Below are 15413 nucleotides of genomic sequence, written 5' to 3' on the forward strand. Positions count from 1 at the left end.
ACAAATCGGTATCAACAAACTTGGCACACTATTGAGTTCTCAAACAACAGACACACCCGGCACCACCCACACCCACAAGGGTCCAAGATCGCTCCGGAGCAACTTTTAAAACTTACCGGCTGCTTGCCTCCTAGTCAAATCGGCGTTCTTGACTTGATCTTCACGAGGAACTCAGTCAACTTCACCGATCTCCACTGGGGAGCAGCGCGGGTACTAACTATACCACCAGTTCTCCGGGGAGGCAAAAGCCCCGCCAGGCGGCTTCCTGCCCTTCAGCGACAACCCTCAAGATCCACGCGAAGGGCCCGGAAACTCATGGCTTCCGGACCCTTCACTCGCAGAAATCCAGAACAACTACCCTGCAGGAGTGAACCAGGAAGCCCCAAGCGGCGGCAAGGTGACGGTCAGTGCGGCAGGCAGTCCTTCCGCTCCGGGTGCGGTGGCAAGCAGTTCACCGGCGTTGATCACACCCGAACCTCCGAATGCCTCGGCGTCAGTGTTGAGCACTTCCTTCCATGCGCCGGCGGACGGGACTCCAAGAACATAGTTCTGGTGCGGAGCCCCCGAGAAATTCACGGCGCACACCAAGGGATTGCCGTCGTGGTCCCACCGGATGAAGGTCAGTACGTTGCGGTCAGCGTCCGCCCCGTTGATCCACTGGAAACCGCCTGGCTCGTTGTCCCGGACGTACAAGGCCGGCGTCGAGCTGTACAGCGTGTTCAACTCGCGGGTAAGCAACTGCAGTCCGCGGTGCGCCGGGATGTCGGCAAGGAACCAGTCAAGCCCGTGCTGTTCGGACCATTCGGCTTCCTGGCCGAATTCCGTGCCCATGAAGATGAGCTGCTTGCCCGGGTGCGCCCATTGGTAAGCCATAAACACCCGCAGGTTGGCAAGCTGCTGCCAGCGGTCGCCGGGCATCTTGCGCAGCATCGATCCCTTGCCGTGAACTACCTCGTCGTGGCTGATGGGCAACAGGAAGTTCTCCGTGAAGGCATAGACCATGGAGAACGTCACCGTGCCGTGGTGCCAGCGGCGGTTCACCGGGTTTTCGGCGATGTACTTGAGGGAATCGTGCATCCAGCCCATGTTCCATTTGATGCCGAATCCCAGGCCGCCGTGGCTCGTGGGCGCGGTGACGCCGGGGAACGCCGTGGATTCCTCCGCGATGGTGACTGCTCCCGGGTGGGTCTTGTAGATCGTGGCATTGACCTCTTGGAGGAAGGAAATGGCTTCCAGGTTCTCGCGTCCGCCATGGACGTTGGGGAACCACTCCCCCTCCTCGCGCGAATAGTCCCGGTAGAGCATGGAGGCCACTGCGTCCACCCGGAGTCCATCGATATGGAATTCCTCAAGCCAGTACAAGGCGTTCGCGACCAGGAAGTTGCGAACCTCTCTGCGGCCGAAGTCGAAGATGAGCGTTCCCCAGTCAGGGTGCTCGCCAAGCCGGGGATCCGAGTGTTCGTACAGTGGTTCCCCGTCGAAACGGGCGAGGGCCCACGCGTCCTTCGGGAAGTGTGCCGGGACCCAGTCCAGGATGACGCCGATACCCGCCTGATGCAGTGAATCGACCAGGAACCGGAACTCGTCCGGATGCCCGAAGCGGGAGGTCGGAGCAAAGTAGGACGTGACCTGGTAGCCCCATGAGCCGCCAAAGGGGTGCTCGGCAACGGGCATGAACTCGACGTGGGTGAAACCAAGCCACTTCACGTATTCCACGAGGTCCTTGGCCAGTTCTTTATACCCGAGCCCAAGACGCCAGGAACCTAGGTGGACCTCGTAGACACTCATGGGCGAGTTGTGCGGATCCTTGTTGGCGCGCGCCGTCATCCAGGCGTCGTCCTTGAAGCGGTACCCGGACTCCACGACGCGTGACGCGGTCAAGGGCGGAACTTCGGTGCCGAAGGCGAGCGGGTCTGCTTTCTCCACCCAATGGCCTGCCTTGGTGAGCAGCTCGAATTTGTAGCACGCCCCTGCTACAACCCCGGGAATGAAGACTTCCCAGACCCCCGAGGACCCGAGGGAACGCAAGGCGTGTTCACGCCCGTCCCAGGAGTTGAAGTCGCCCTTGACGCGGACTGCCTGCGCGTTGGGCGCCCAGACAGCAAAGGACACACCGTCCACATCGCCGAGCGGGGAGCGGTAGTGCTGGACGTGCGAGCCCAGCGTGTCCCAAAGCCGTTCGTGCCGACCTTCTCCGATGAGGTGCAGGTCCACTTCGCCGACGGTTGGAAGGTAGTGGTAGGGATCGTTGATCGTCACCGGCGCGGAGTCGCCGTAGACAACCTCCAGGCGGTAGTCCGGGACATGGCCCTGCTGCAACGGCTCGAGGACCGCCACCCAGACGCCGTCGGTCTCGTGGGTCATCGGGGTGGAACCGGCTTCGGTGACTACAGCAACTTCCGCCGCGAGGTGCTTGACCGTGCGGATGGTGACGTGACCGTGGTCGTCAAGGTGGGCGCCCAGCACCGAGTGCGGTGCGTGGTGTGCGCCCGCGGCCACCCGGCCCAGGGTAGCGGCGTCCACATACAGCGGGACTCGGGGCCGTTCGGTACGTGCTGAGCCTGTCATTTCCTTACCTTCCGATGTCGCCGCGGCATCCGTGCCGGGGCTCGTGTTTCCGAGGAGCTGCCGCGAAGCATTGACCGGAATGGGCAACCAGTCCGGCCTGTTCCGTAGCTCGTAGATCACCTCGTACAAGGCCTTGTCCAGCCACAATGCCACAAACAGCGGCGAGCGGCGGTCAATGGTTCCAGGGGTGATGTCGCTGTAGCCCGCCAGGAACGCCTCGGCGCAGTCGTCAACCCACGTTGCGGGAACCCGGGCGCCCGGGTTCTCGCGGACGGCCGCACCGGCCGCGTAGTCAAAGGAGCGCAGCATCCCTACGACGTCCCGCAGGGGAACGTCGGGAATATTACGGTGCTCGATCGGCCTCAGGGGCTCGCCCTCAAAGTCCAGGATCGCCCACCGGGCAGGTTCTCCCGCGGCGCCGGGCACCAAGAGGATCTGGCCCAGGTGAAGGTCGCCGTGGATGCGCTGCAGCGTCCCGGCTTCCTTGCCTGACAATTGCGTCAGAAGTGCCTCAAGCTGCTGTTCATGTGGCCCGACGGCGGTACCGGCCTCAGCCCACGACTGGCGGACACGCCGGACTACTTCGGGGGCGATGTCCTGGCCCGGAACGCGTTCCCGGGCGGTTCCGAGGGTTTCCGCGAGCCGCAGGTGCACAGTGGCAGTCGCCTGGCCCAGCTGCCGGGCTTCGGCGGCAAAGTCAGTGCCCGACGCCGCGGCGTCGACGGCGAGACGCCAAGCGTCCTGCCCGCCCGCAAGGAATTCGTGGGCCACGGCGAAATCGGCCGAAGCTGTGCCGTGCCGTCCCAGGGGTGTCCGTACCTCCCATGTTCCCGTGATCCATCCAAGGGTCGAGGGCACTTCCTTGGTTCCCGCCGAGGTCAAGGCCGCGCCGACCTCCACCTCTGGGTTCTTGCCGACTGAAAGCACCCGGAAGATCTTCACGATCGCCGCGGACATGCCGTCGTCGACGATCACTGACGTGTTGGACTGCTCGCCGGAAGAGACACGCACGGAGCCTGAGGCGGTGGGCAGCTGCAGGCTGCCGGGAACCGTATGTCCGCTCGCCGTGCATTCCCCCTCCCCGGGTTCGGCCGAAGCCTGCCCGCGGATGAGATCCAGCATTGCCGTCACAAAGTCAGGATCGTGGGGGGCGTCGTATACCCACACGGGCGGGTTCTGCTCGCTTGTTCCACCGACCTGACCCACCAAGGCAGGTGCAAAAGCGGCCGAGGGCGCGGAACGAAAGCTAAGCGGTACTTGGATGATGTCGGCCTGCCGACCGCCATCAGCCGTGGCATACGCGACGGAGATCAGCTGGACTTCCAACCCGGTCCCGGAGGAGGGCGCAGAAAGGGAGAACGAACCGACGAAATCCAGTTCGAATAACCCCGCCTTGACCGGAAACCAGCGCTGCCGGGGCAGCCATTCCTTGAGCAGGGAGGCCAGGACCGTGGTGGGCGCCATGAGACTCATCTCAGCCTTCGATGGAGAGCACTGGGATGGCCTGGGTGTACGGCGACGAGGCGGTGGAACCCGCCGAACGTATCCGAAGCCAGAAGAAGTCGTGGCTGCCGAGCGTGAGGGTCAGGGAGCCATCGGCGCCGATTCCTGGGAACGGTTGGCCTCCGAACACATCCCTCAAGCCTCTTCCGGCATATTCAGGGATATCCAAAGTGGTAGCAACCGGATGCTGAGACAGGTTGAAGACGCACAGGATTGATTCGGCGTCCTCGCCTTCCGGATTGTCCTCCCGGAGTTCGCGCAGATAGGCAAGGACCACTTCATGGTCTGCCGGAACGTTACGGTAGCCGCCTAGCCCGAAGGCCGCGTGGTTCCTCCGCACACTCAGGATCTGCCGTGTCCAGCGCAGGAGTGATCCGGAATGGGCCGCTTCGGCCTCGACGTTCGCCATGCTGTAGTTGTAGACCAGCGACTGGATGACAGGCAGGTACAGCTTTCCGGGGTCGGCGTTGGAGAACCCTGCGTTGCGGTCCGGATTCCATTGCATCGGCGTGCGGACGGCGTCGCGATCGTCAAGCCAGATATTGTCTCCCATCCCAATTTCATCCCCGTAGTACAAGAACGGGCTGCCCGGAAGGGAAAGCAGCAACGCGTTGATCAGTTCGATCTCGGAGCGGGAGTTGTCCAGCAGCGACGCAAGCCTGCGCCGGATCCCGATGTTGGCGCGCATTCGCGGGTCCGGGGCGTACCAGCCCAGCATGGCGGCACGTTCGTCGGAGGTGACCATCTCGAGCGTGAGTTCGTCGTGGTTGCGCAGGAAGGTGCCCCATTGGGCGCCGGCCGGGATTCCCGGCGTGTCCCGCAGCGTCTCGATGATGGGGGCGGCCTTCTGGTCGCGGAGCGCATAGTACAGGCGCGGCATGATGGGAAAGTGGAAGGCCATGTGGCATTCCGGTTCTTCCTCCGTGCCGAAATATTCGACGACGTCGTGCGGCGGTTGGTTGGCTTCGGCGATGATCACACGGCCCGGGTAGTTCTCGTCCACCATCTTCCGAAGATCGCGCAGGAAACCGTGGGTGGCCGGCAGGTTTTCGCAATTGGTGCCCTCTTCTTCGAAGAGGTACGGGATGGCATCTGCCCGGAATCCGTCAATGCCTTGGTCCAGCCAGAACCTGACGACGTCGTGCAGGGCCTCGACGACCTTGGGGTTTTCGAAGTTCAGGTCGGGCTGGTGGCTGAAGAAGCGGTGCCAGAAGAACTGCCGGCGGATCGGATCGAACGTCCAGTTCGACTCTTCCGTATCCACGAAGATGATGCGCGCGTCCTGGTACTTCTCGTCGGTGTCACTCCACACGTAGAAGTCACCGAACGGACCATCCGGATTCTTACGTGACTCCTGGAACCAGGGGTGTTGGTCCGAGGTGTGGTTCAGCGGGAGGTCGATGATGACCCGCACGCCCCTCGCATGGGCTTCGGCCACGAGCCGCTTGAAGTCGCTGATGGTGCCGAACTCGTCCAACACGGACGTGTAGTCGGAAATGTCGTAACCACCATCGCGCAAAGGCGAATCGAAGAACGGCGGCAGCCACAAGCAGTCCACTCCGAGCCACTGCAGGTAATCCAGCTTTTCGATCAGACCGTGGAAGTCACCGGAACCATCGCCGTTCGCATCCGCGAAGGCCCTCACCAGAACCTCGTAGAAAACTGCCTTTCGATACCAATGGGGGTCATGTTGAAGACCCGGGGCATTCAGCTCGAAAGTGTTCTTCGGCGTGAAGTACTGACTCTGACCCTGCGGATTAAAGCTCACTAAGGCTACCTCCGGATATTGAGAATGTGTGCCGGTTCTTGATGCGCGTCCAGTCGGACGTAGTTGTACTCGCCCCACTCCCAGCTTTCGCCGCTGACCAAATCATCCACCCAGAAGCGTCCATTGGCGGTGAAGTCGGCCGGATCCAGCGAAAGTGCGGAGAGGTCCAGGGTCACGGTGCTTTCCCTGATGCCGTGGGGATCGACGTTGACCACAATGATCAAGGTGTCCTTGCTGCCGTCAGGCAAGGTCTTGTGCTTGGAGAACACCACTGTGGCGTCATCCGTGCTGTGATGCAGAGTCAGGTTCTGCAGGTCACCCAAGGCCGGGTGGGCCTTCCGGATGGCGTTAAGCCTCGTGATGTAAGGGGTCAGGCTGTGCCCCGAGGCCGCCGCGGCATCCCAATCGCGGTGCTTGAACTCATACTTCTCGTTGTCGATGTACTCCTCGGCACCCGGACGCGCCACGTGCTCGTACAGCTCGAATCCGGCGTATACGCCCCACAGCGGGCTGGCCGTGGCTGCCAATGTTGCGCGGATCCGGAACGCGGCCGGCCCCCCGTATTGGAGGTATTCGGTGAGGATATCCGGGGTGTTGACGAAGAAATTGGGCCTGAAGTACGCCGGGGATTCGTGGCTGATCTCCTGGAAATACGATTCCAGCTCGGTCTTGGTGTTCCGCCACGTGAAATACGTGTACGACTGCTGGAATCCTGCCCGGCCGAGGGCGTGCATCATCGCGGGGCGGGTGAACGCTTCGGCGAGGAAAACGACGTCGGGGTGCTTTTTGTTGACCTTGCCGATCAGCCATTCCCAGAACCACACGGGTTTGGTGTGGGGGTTGTCCACGCGGAAAATCTTCACGCCGTGGCTTACCCAGAGGAACACGATCCGCAGGATTTCCTTGGACAAACCGGCGGGATCGTTGTCGAAGTTCAGCGGGTAGATGTCCTGGTACTTCTTAGGCGGGTTTTCGGCATAGGCAATGCTGCCGTCCACGCGGGTCGTGAACCATTCCGGGTTGGTCTTCACCCAGGGGTGGTCCGGGGCTGCCTGAAGCGCCAAGTCCAGCGCCACCTCGAGGCCCAGCTCATTGGCGCGGGCCACGAAAGCGTCGAAATCCTCGAAGGATCCCAATTCCGGATGGATGGCGTCGTGGCCGCCGGCTTCGGAGCCGATGGCCCACGGTGAGCCGGGATCCTGCGGACCCGGGGTCAGGGTGTTGTTGCGTCCCTTGCGGTGCTGGAAGCCAATCGGGTGGATGGGCGGCAGGTAGATCACGTCGAAGCCCATGTCCGCAACGGCGTCGAGCCTCTTGGCAGCTGTCGTGAAGTTGCCCGAAGTCCACGCTCCCGTGGAGGGATCGAAAACGGCACCTTCGGAACGGGGGAAGAATTCGTACCAGGCGCCCCGTCCGGCGAGGTCGCGCTCCACGAGGAGCGGGTATTGTTCCGAGACGGTCACCAATTCACGGATCGGCTGGCGCTCGACGGCGGCCGCGACCTCCGTGCTGAAGCCGGCGGCAAGGCGCTCCTCGGCAGTCTTGGAAGTATCGGCGAGGCCTTCGGAGGCAGCCCGCAGGGTGCGCTTGTCCGCCGCGCTCCGCGAGCTCTCTCCCGCCGCTTCCGCGAGGAGGGCGACGCCTTCAGCGAGCATCAGCTCCACGTCGATGCCGGCTTCGACCTTCACTTCGGCGTTGTGGTGCCATGTGCCATAGCGGTCGTGCCAGGCTTCGATCGCGAAAGTCCAGGCTCCAGGTGCCGTCGGGGTCAGCAGGCCCTCCCAACGGTCTGTTCCCTTACCGCGCTCACCCGGTGCAGGCGCAAGCCGCACACGCTGGCGTTCTTTGCCCTTCGGGTCCAGCAGGACGGCGCTCACCCCCAGCTGGTCGTGGCCCTCACGGAAGACCGTGGCGCCGACCACCAAATCTTCACCAGGCAAGGCCTTGGCCGGAAACCGGCCTTCCTCGATCACGGGTTGGACAGCCGTGATCGGGAATCTGCCGAACCTGAGACCTTCAGTGATAACGGCCTTCTGCTTGGACTTGGATGCTGAGCTGGATCGGGGTGCTGCAGTAGTGGTCACAACCTCGACGTTAGCGAGAAAAATCACATTTTGCGAAGAGGTAGCCCAGACTCTTCCCCGCAATGTGTCATTTACCTAAAAGAAACCGAAAGCTGTTCCTGCCGTCCACCGAGTGGATTAGTGTGGCGCTCGTGAAGGCAATTCGAAGGTTTACCGTCCGTACCCTGCTCCCCGAGCCGATCCAGCCGCTCGCGCGTCTCGCGACGAATCTGCGCTGGTCGTGGCACCGACCTACCCGCGAGCTTTTTGCGAGCCTTGACCAGGAATTGTGGGAGGAAAGTCGTCACGATCCAATCAGCCTCCTCGGGTCAATCAGCCGCGATCAGCTCGACCAACTTGCCTCCAACAATGAACTTGTAGAGCGTGTGCAGCATGCGGCCGCGGATCTGGACCGGTATCTGAGCGAGCCGCGCTGGTACCAGGGCCTGGGTGCGGATGCCCCGGCGTGCATCGCGTATTTCTCGCCCGAATTCGGCATCACCGAGGTGCTTCCGCAGTATTCCGGTGGCCTGGGGATCCTGGCCGGGGACCATTTGAAGGCTGCCTCGGACCTCGGCGTGCCGTTGATCGGCGTCGGGCTGCTGTACCAGGCGGGCTATTTCAAGCAGTCCCTGTCCCGCGACGCGTGGCAGCAGGAAACCTACCCGGTCCTCGACCCGGACGGCCTGCCCCTGACACTGTTGCGCGAACCGTCCGAGGACGGCACCGGCAAGCCGGCGACAATCTCGCTGCCGCTGCCCAACGGACGCAAGCTCAACGCGCACATCTGGCGGGCCGACGTCGGGCGGGTGCCGCTGTTGCTGCTCGATTCGAACGTTCCGGCCAACGACGACGCCGCGCGCGGGATCACGGACCGCCTCTACGGCGGCGGAGGGGACCACCGCCTGCAGCAGGAGCTGCTGCTGGGCATGGGCGGGGTGAAGGCGCTGCGCGTCTACCAGCGCCTTACCGGCACCCCGGCCCCGGAAGTGTTCCACACCAACGAAGGCCACGCCGGGTTCCTGGGCATCGAACGGATCCAGGAGCTCATGTCTTCCGAGGCTCCGCTGAGCTGGTCCGAGGCCCTCGCCGCCGGGCGGGCGTCCACGGTGTTCACCACGCACACCCCGGTGCCGGCGGGCATCGACCGTTTCGAGGCCGTGCAGATCCGCCACTTCTTCGACGCGGGCCTGGCCCCGGACGTGCCGGTGGAGAAGGTCCTGGACCTGGGCCGGGAGAACTACGACGGCGGCAACCCCGCGGTCTTCAACATGGCCGTGATGGGCCTGCGCCTGGCGCAGCGGGCCAACGGCGTGGCCAAACTCCACGGAGTGGTCTCCCGTGAGATGTTCTCCGGGCTCTGGCCGGGCTTCGACCACTCCGAAATCCCCATCACCTCCGTCACCAACGGCGTCCACGTACCCACCTGGGTGGATCCCCGCATCTCTGCCTTGGCCCGCCAGCAGTTTGGGACCGAGGCCGAGGCCTTGGGCCGCTGGGATCTCGCCTACAACGTCAGCGACGAGGACGTGTGGGCGCTGCGGCGGCAACTCCGCGTATCCCTCGTGGAGGATGTCCGGCGTCGACTCCGGGCGGCGTGGAAGAAGCGTGGCGCGGCTGATGCCGAGTTGGGCTGGACGGACACCGTGCTGGACCCGGACGTGCTCACGATCGGTTTCGCCCGGCGCGTGCCCACCTACAAGCGCCTGACCCTCATGCTCCGGGACCCGGCCCGGCTCAAAGCGCTCCTGCTGCACCCGAAGCACCCGATCCAGCTGGTCATCGCCGGCAAGTCCCACCCGGCCGATGACGCCGGCAAGAAGATGATCCAGGACCTGGTGAAGTTCACCGACGACCCCGCCGTGCGGCACCGGATCGTGTTCCTGCCCAACTACGACATCGCCATGGCGCGCACCCTGTTCCCGGGCTGCGATGTGTGGCTGAACAACCCGCTCAGGCCCCTGGAAGCCTGCGGGACCTCCGGGATGAAGGCAGCCATCAACGGCTCCCTGAACCTCTCGGTGCTGGATGGCTGGTGGGATGAGATGTACGACGGCGAGAACGGCTGGGCGATCCCGACCGCGAACAACGACGCGTCCCCGACCGAACGCGATGACATCGAAGCCGCCGCGCTCTACGAGCTCCTGGAAACCCAGGTGGCCCCGCGCTTCTACGGCTCCACCGTCTCCGAACACGCCGGAGCGGCCGGGCCTTCGCAGACCGGCCCGGAAGCCGTGCCGACGCACTGGGTGTCCATGATCAAGCACACCCTGGCCCACCTCGGCCCGGCCGTCTCGGCCGACCGCATGCTCCAGGACTACGTCAACACCCTCTACCGTCCGGCGGCGGAGTCGGGAAGGCGTGCCGTAGCTGGCTCGTTCAAGGAAGCAAAGGAACTCGCGGCCTGGACCAGCAAGGTCCGCGACGCCTGGCCGCAGCTCATCGTGGAACACGTGGACTCCGTGGGCGTCTCCGAAGAACCCCAGGTCGGGGACACCCTCCAGGTCAACGCCTACATTGCCCTCCACACCCTGACACCGGACGACGTGTGCGTCGAGGTCGCCTATGGGCGTGCCGAAGAAAGCGACGAGCTGGAAGACATCACCGTCGCCGAACTCAGCTCGTTCGAGGATCTCGGCAACGGGCGCCACCTGTTCACCGGGTCCATTCTGATCAACCGCTCCGGATCCTTCGGCTACACCGTCCGGGTCTTCCCGAAGCACCCCTCCCTCGCCTCGAAGGCCGAACTGGGGCTGATCGTCAACGCGTAGCGATGTGGCTGGCCGGTCGGGCTTTGCCCACCCGGCCAGCCGCGCTACTGCTGGAAGACCGCTATCACGGCGAGGTCCCGCCCGGAGTAGAACTCGGCGTCCTGGAGGATCTCGCAAACCAAGGCGAAGGACCGATCAGTCCGGTAGGCCGCCGGGACCTGCCAAATCAGGGTGACGGGTGGTTGGTCGTCGTCGGACACACTGTCTGCGAAATCGTGGAGTGAATCGTTGAGCGCATCCATGTCCACACCGTCGTACTCGGGGAAATCGAGCACCTGGCCGAACACTTCGAGGACGGCTGCCTTGTTTGCCGCCGGCGGCACCATCACGGTGCGGCGGCCGGCGTCGGACACTTGTTCCTGCAGTTCTTCGAGCGTCCACGTGTCTGCGGAATAGATCTTCATGGTTCCTAGGTGCGGTAGATGTTGATGGTGTTGCCTTGGACCACTTCCCGCTCGCCGGCGGCGACCAGGGCTCCCTGCCTGCGGTCATTGAGTTCGGACGTCGTCAAGCGTAGTTCGAACATACGGCTTCCCGTGCCGGACTCGGCGACCAGTTTGGGGAGGACGACCTTGTGGTCATCCTTGTTTCCGTTGATAACGATCAAGCCGCGGTAAGCGCCGCCCTCCGAACTCACCAAGAGCTGCACAATCCGCAGGGATGGATCGTGCCAACGGGCCGCCGTCATGGGCTGGCCCTTTTCATCAAACCAATCCAGGCCCGTCCCGCTGTCCGGGAAGCCTGCGTCCTGGGCTTGCAGGAATTCTTTCCGAAGCCTTATCACCCGTTTGGTGCTCCGCAGCATGTCATGCGATTCGGGTGTCTGGGTCCAGTCAATCCATGTCAGGGGGTTGTCCTGGCAATAGGCGTTGTTGTTTCCCTGCTGCGTGCGTCCGAGCTCGTCGCCGGCGGTGATCATGGGTACGCCAATGGAGATCATCAACGTGGTCATGAGGTTCCGCTTGGACAGGGCACGGGCGGCGAGAATTGTCTCATTTTCCGTGCGGCCTTCGAATCCGTGGTTGTAGCTGAGGCTGTTGGTCTGCCCGTCGCGGTTTTGCTCGCCGTTGGCCTCGTTGTGCTTACGGTCGTAGGACACCAGATCAGTCAGGGTGAAGCCATCGTGTGCGGTGATGAAATTGAGCGAAGCGAGCCTGGAACGTCCGGCGGATTCAAAGACCCGGGCCGAGCCGGTCAAAGCGTCGGCCAGATCTCCCATGGTGCTGCCGGACATCCCGCCTTCCACGGCACCCCGCTCTGAGAGCCAGAAACGGCGCACGCCATCACGGAAGTGGTCGTTCCAGTCCACCCACCCCTTGGGGAACCGCCCAGTCTGCCAGCCACCGTAGCCCACATCCCACGGTTCGGAAATGAGCTTGGTCTTGGAGATCACCGGATCTTCCGCGATGCGCTTCAGGAAAGGGTGCTCAGGATCGAACTCGTTGCCCGCATTGCGGCACAGAGTCACGGCGAGGTCGAAACGGAAGCCGTCGATGTGGAATTCTTCGGCCCAATAGCGCAGCGAATCGATGGCAAGATCCACCACCCTCGGTTCGGCAAAATTGAGCGTGTTGCCGCAACCGGTCGTGTCGAGGTAGCGGCCGTGGGCGTCGTGGCGGTAGTACCGCTGCTCGCCCAAGCCCCTGAAACTGAAGGTGTCGCCGTCGGGGCCGCCTTCGGCAGTGTGGTTGTAGACCACGTCGAGGATCACTTCGATCCCCGCGGCGTGAAGGAGCTTCACCATGCCCTTGAATTCGTCTTGGACGGCGTGGGGGCCGGCCAGTTGGGCGGCCTGCGTGGCGTAGTCCGCGTGCGGCGCAAAGAACGCTGCGGTGTTGTAGCCCCAGTAGTTGGTCAGGCCCAAGTACTGCAGGTGCTGCTCGTCCATGTGGAAGTGGATGGGCAGCAATTGGACTGCCGTCACTCCCAGTGAGTGGAAGTGCTCGATCATGGCCGGGTGTGCCATGCCCGCATAGGTCCCGCGGAGGTGCTCCGGGATATCCGGGTGCAGCATGCTCTGGCCGCGGACGTGCGCCTCATAGACAATGGTGTCCCGCCACGGCGTGCGCAGCGCACGGTCGTCGCCCCAATCAAACGCCGATTCCATCCGCACGGAGGTCAGCAGCTCGCCGCGCTGGTGCACCGCCCGACCGTAGGGATCCAGCAGGAGTTGCTCGGCGTCGTCGGCGTCAAAGTCCGGAGCCTGAACGGACAGCGGAAGCGCATCCTCGTGGACCGCGGCGCGGAAGCCGTACCGGGTGCCGGGCGGCAGCCCGTCCACGATCCCGTGATGGACGCCGTCCTCCAGTTTGGGCAGCGTGTGGACCTTCCAGGAGTCCCCGGGGGCCATGTACGCGATTTCGACCCGAGTGAGTCCTGGGGCCCAGACGGCGACGTTGACGCGGTCCCGCGAGGGGGTGTGGCCGTCGGACTTTCCAAGCCGCGGAACACTCAGCCCGAGCGGCGACGGCCGCGAGGCGTCCACTGTAGATGCTGTGTCAAAAATCGGCATAACCATTACTTGAGAGTTTAGTCTCCGACGCCAATTCTCCCTTGCCCGCAGCCCATATGACAGCACGGACGCCCGGCGGTCAGAGCCCGGCCGGCGCCCCCTACGAACGCAAACAAGCCGCTCACCTGCTAAAACGTCGCATCGTTCGGCCAGTTACGCTTTTCGCAAAACCGGTCGCTCGCGCGGATTATGTCGACTGGGCCCAATTCACGCGGCCGCACGCCGAGCGGTTCGTATCCTCGGCGATGTCGTTGCATACTTTGGCTATACACCAATGCGGAGGTAATTGTGCGAATCGCTCTTGCTCAACTCATCAGTGGCCGCGAGCTGGCAGACAACCTGACCCTGTTGGAAGACTATGCCCGCCAGGCCAAGGAGGGCGGTGCCGAGCTCGTGGTGTTTCCCGAAGCGAGCATGCGCGCCTTCGGGAATTCCCTGCTGGACATCGCCGAGCCCTTGGACGGGCCATGGGCCAGCCGGGTGCGGGAGATCGCCCGGGAACTTGGGATCGTGATCGTGGCCGGAATGTTCACCCCTGGCCTCGCCTCGGACGGCAGCAGCAACGGCAAGGTCCGGAACACCCTGATCGCCACCGGGCCCGGGGTGGACACCAGCTACGACAAGATCCACCTCTTCGACGCCTTCGGCTTTGCGGAATCGGACACCGTCGACGCCGGCACCGGTCCAGTGACGTTCGACGCCGGGGGCCTCACCTTTGGCTTGGCCACGTGCTACGACATCCGCTTCCCGGCGCTCTTCACCGCCAACGCCGACCGCGGGGCCGACGTGAACATCGTGTCCGCTTCCTGGGGAGCCGGGCCGGGCAAGGTGGAACAGTGGAAGCTGCTCGCGCGTGCCCGGGCGATCGACACCACAACCTTCGTGCTGGCATGCGGCCAGGGCGACCCCGCGAGCCAGGGCCGCGAACCCAAAGGGGCGGCGCCCACCGGAGTGGGGCACTCCGTCGTCGTGTCCCCCTTGGGCAACGTTCTTGAAGAGCTCGACGCCGAACCCGGCCTGTTGTTCGCGGAGCTGGATGCCGCCGTCGTCGAGGACGCTAGGGCCAAGCTCCCGGTCCTCGCCAACCGCCGCGACTTCTGAAGGGGACAGCAACGCTCGCTCACTAAGAAGTGAGCGAGCGTTGCTGTATTTGGCGCCATAAGTGAGCGGGCGTGCGCTATTTGGCCGCGCGCTGCCTTGAGACTTCGTACAGGGAGATGCCCACGGCCATGGAGGCGTTCAGCGATTCCATGGCGGAGTCGATCGGGATGGAGATGATCTGGTCGCAGTTTTCGCGGACCAGGCGGCTGAGGCCCTTGCCCTCGGAACCCACCACGATGCACACGGGATCGGTGGCCAACGAGAGATCCGGCAGCGAGACGTCGCCGTCGCCGTCCAGCCCCAGCACGAAGATGCCCATCTGCTTGAACTGCTTGAGTGCGTTGTTCAGGTTGGCAGCCCGGGCCACGGGGACGCGGACCGCTGCGCCTGCGCTGGTCTTCCAGGCCGACGCAGTGACGCCGACGGAGCGGCGCTCCGGGACAATCACGCCGTGGCCGCTGAAGGCGGAAACGGAGCGGATGATGGCGCCGAGGTTGCGGGGGTCGGTGATCCCGTCGAGCGCAACGAAGAGGGGCGCGTTGGGGATGTACCCCTTCTTCCACTTAGTGACCGTCTCTTCGGCGAGGTCGTAGGCGTCCTGGTATTCGTACGGCGGGATCTGCAGTACGAGGCCCTGGTGGACAGCGTCTTCGGTCATGCGGTCCAGCTCGGGCTTGCCGGTTTCCAGCAGCGGGATGCCACGTTCGGCAGCGAGTTTGAGGGACTCCTTGACGCGGTCGTCCATCTCGATCCGGATGGCGACGTGCAGTGCCTTCGCGGGGATTCCGGCGCGAAGCGCCTCCACCACGGAGTTGCGCCCGGTGACGACTTCCTCGGTAGCGCGGCCCTTGGGGCCCGAGCGGGCGCCCGGGTTCGAGCGGCTGCTGCCCCCGGCCGCGCGCTTTGCCGCCGAGCGTTCAGCGAGCTGCTTGCTCTTGTACGCCTTGTGGTACTCGCGGTCCTCAGCCTTGGGGGTCGGACCCCGGCCTTCGAGGGCCTTTCGACCGTGGCCACCGGTTCCGGTGGTGGGGCCCTTCTTGCTCTTGACAGCCCGGCGACCGTTGTTGGCCATGAATTCCACCCTTGATTGTGTTGAGTACGTCTGCAATCAAGTCTACTGAATCAAC

8 protein-coding genes are annotated in these 15413 nt (G+C 63.9%); 2 read left to right on the forward strand and 6 right to left on the reverse strand.

Going from position 1 to position 15413, the window contains the following annotated elements; all coding sequences use genetic code 11:
• Positions 1 to 354: 354 nt before the first annotated feature.
• From QRN45_RS10735 to QRN45_RS10745, 3 genes are read right to left on the reverse strand one after another with little or no spacing between them, the layout of a single operon-like run.
• Positions 355 to 4041 (reverse strand): 1,4-alpha-glucan branching enzyme, encoded by a 3687-nt coding sequence (locus tag QRN45_RS10735; RefSeq protein ID WP_372489721.1) that lies wholly within the window; start codon positions 4039 to 4041, stop codon positions 355 to 357.
• A gap of 1 nt (position 4042) precedes the next feature.
• Entirely contained in the window at positions 4043 to 5839 is a 1797-nt protein-coding gene (gene treS, locus QRN45_RS10740) for a maltose alpha-D-glucosyltransferase (protein WP_078106529.1), read from the reverse strand.
• A 5-nt stretch (positions 5840 to 5844) separates the two neighbouring features.
• The gene (locus tag QRN45_RS10745) at positions 5845 to 7923 is read right to left on the reverse strand and encodes an alpha-1,4-glucan--maltose-1-phosphate maltosyltransferase (protein WP_284763318.1); all 2079 of its coding nucleotides are present in this window, start codon (positions 7921 to 7923) and stop codon (positions 5845 to 5847) included.
• 131 nt (positions 7924 to 8054) lie between these two features.
• On the opposite strand from QRN45_RS10745, the gene glgP reads away from it, so the two are divergent.
• Complete coding sequence (gene glgP, locus QRN45_RS10750; RefSeq protein ID WP_284763319.1) at positions 8055 to 10673, forward strand: alpha-glucan family phosphorylase; 2619 nt, start codon at positions 8055 to 8057, stop codon at positions 10671 to 10673.
• 44 nt (positions 10674 to 10717) lie between these two features.
• On the opposite strand, the gene QRN45_RS10755 is transcribed toward glgP, so the two are convergent.
• Both QRN45_RS10755 and glgX read right to left on the reverse strand, forming a co-directional pair.
• The gene (locus QRN45_RS10755; RefSeq protein ID WP_284763320.1) at positions 10718 to 11077 is read right to left on the reverse strand and encodes a barstar family protein; all 360 of its coding nucleotides are present in this window, start codon (positions 11075 to 11077) and stop codon (positions 10718 to 10720) included.
• Between the two features lie 5 nt (positions 11078 to 11082).
• Positions 11083 to 13191, reverse strand: a complete 2109-nt coding sequence (gene glgX / locus QRN45_RS10760) for a glycogen debranching protein GlgX (protein WP_284763323.1) — start codon at positions 13189 to 13191, stop codon at positions 11083 to 11085.
• 282 nt (positions 13192 to 13473) lie between these two features.
• On the opposite strand from glgX, the gene QRN45_RS10765 reads away from it, so the two are divergent.
• Positions 13474 to 14286 carry a carbon-nitrogen hydrolase family protein gene (locus QRN45_RS10765; RefSeq protein ID WP_284763325.1) on the forward strand — a complete coding sequence of 271 codons (813 nt, stop codon included), beginning with the start codon at positions 13474 to 13476 and terminating at the stop codon, positions 14284 to 14286.
• Between the two features lie 76 nt (positions 14287 to 14362).
• On the opposite strand, the gene rlmB is transcribed toward QRN45_RS10765, so the two are convergent.
• A complete protein-coding gene (rlmB, locus tag QRN45_RS10770; RefSeq protein WP_284763327.1) occupies positions 14363 to 15358 on the reverse strand; it encodes a 23S rRNA (guanosine(2251)-2'-O)-methyltransferase RlmB in 996 nt (331 codons plus the stop codon).
• Between the last annotated feature and the right edge of the window lie 55 nt (positions 15359 to 15413).

It is taken from the genome of Arthrobacter sp. efr-133-R2A-63 (assembly GCF_030209795.1).
Lineage (GTDB): Bacteria > Actinomycetota > Actinomycetes > Actinomycetales > Micrococcaceae > Arthrobacter > Arthrobacter bambusae_A.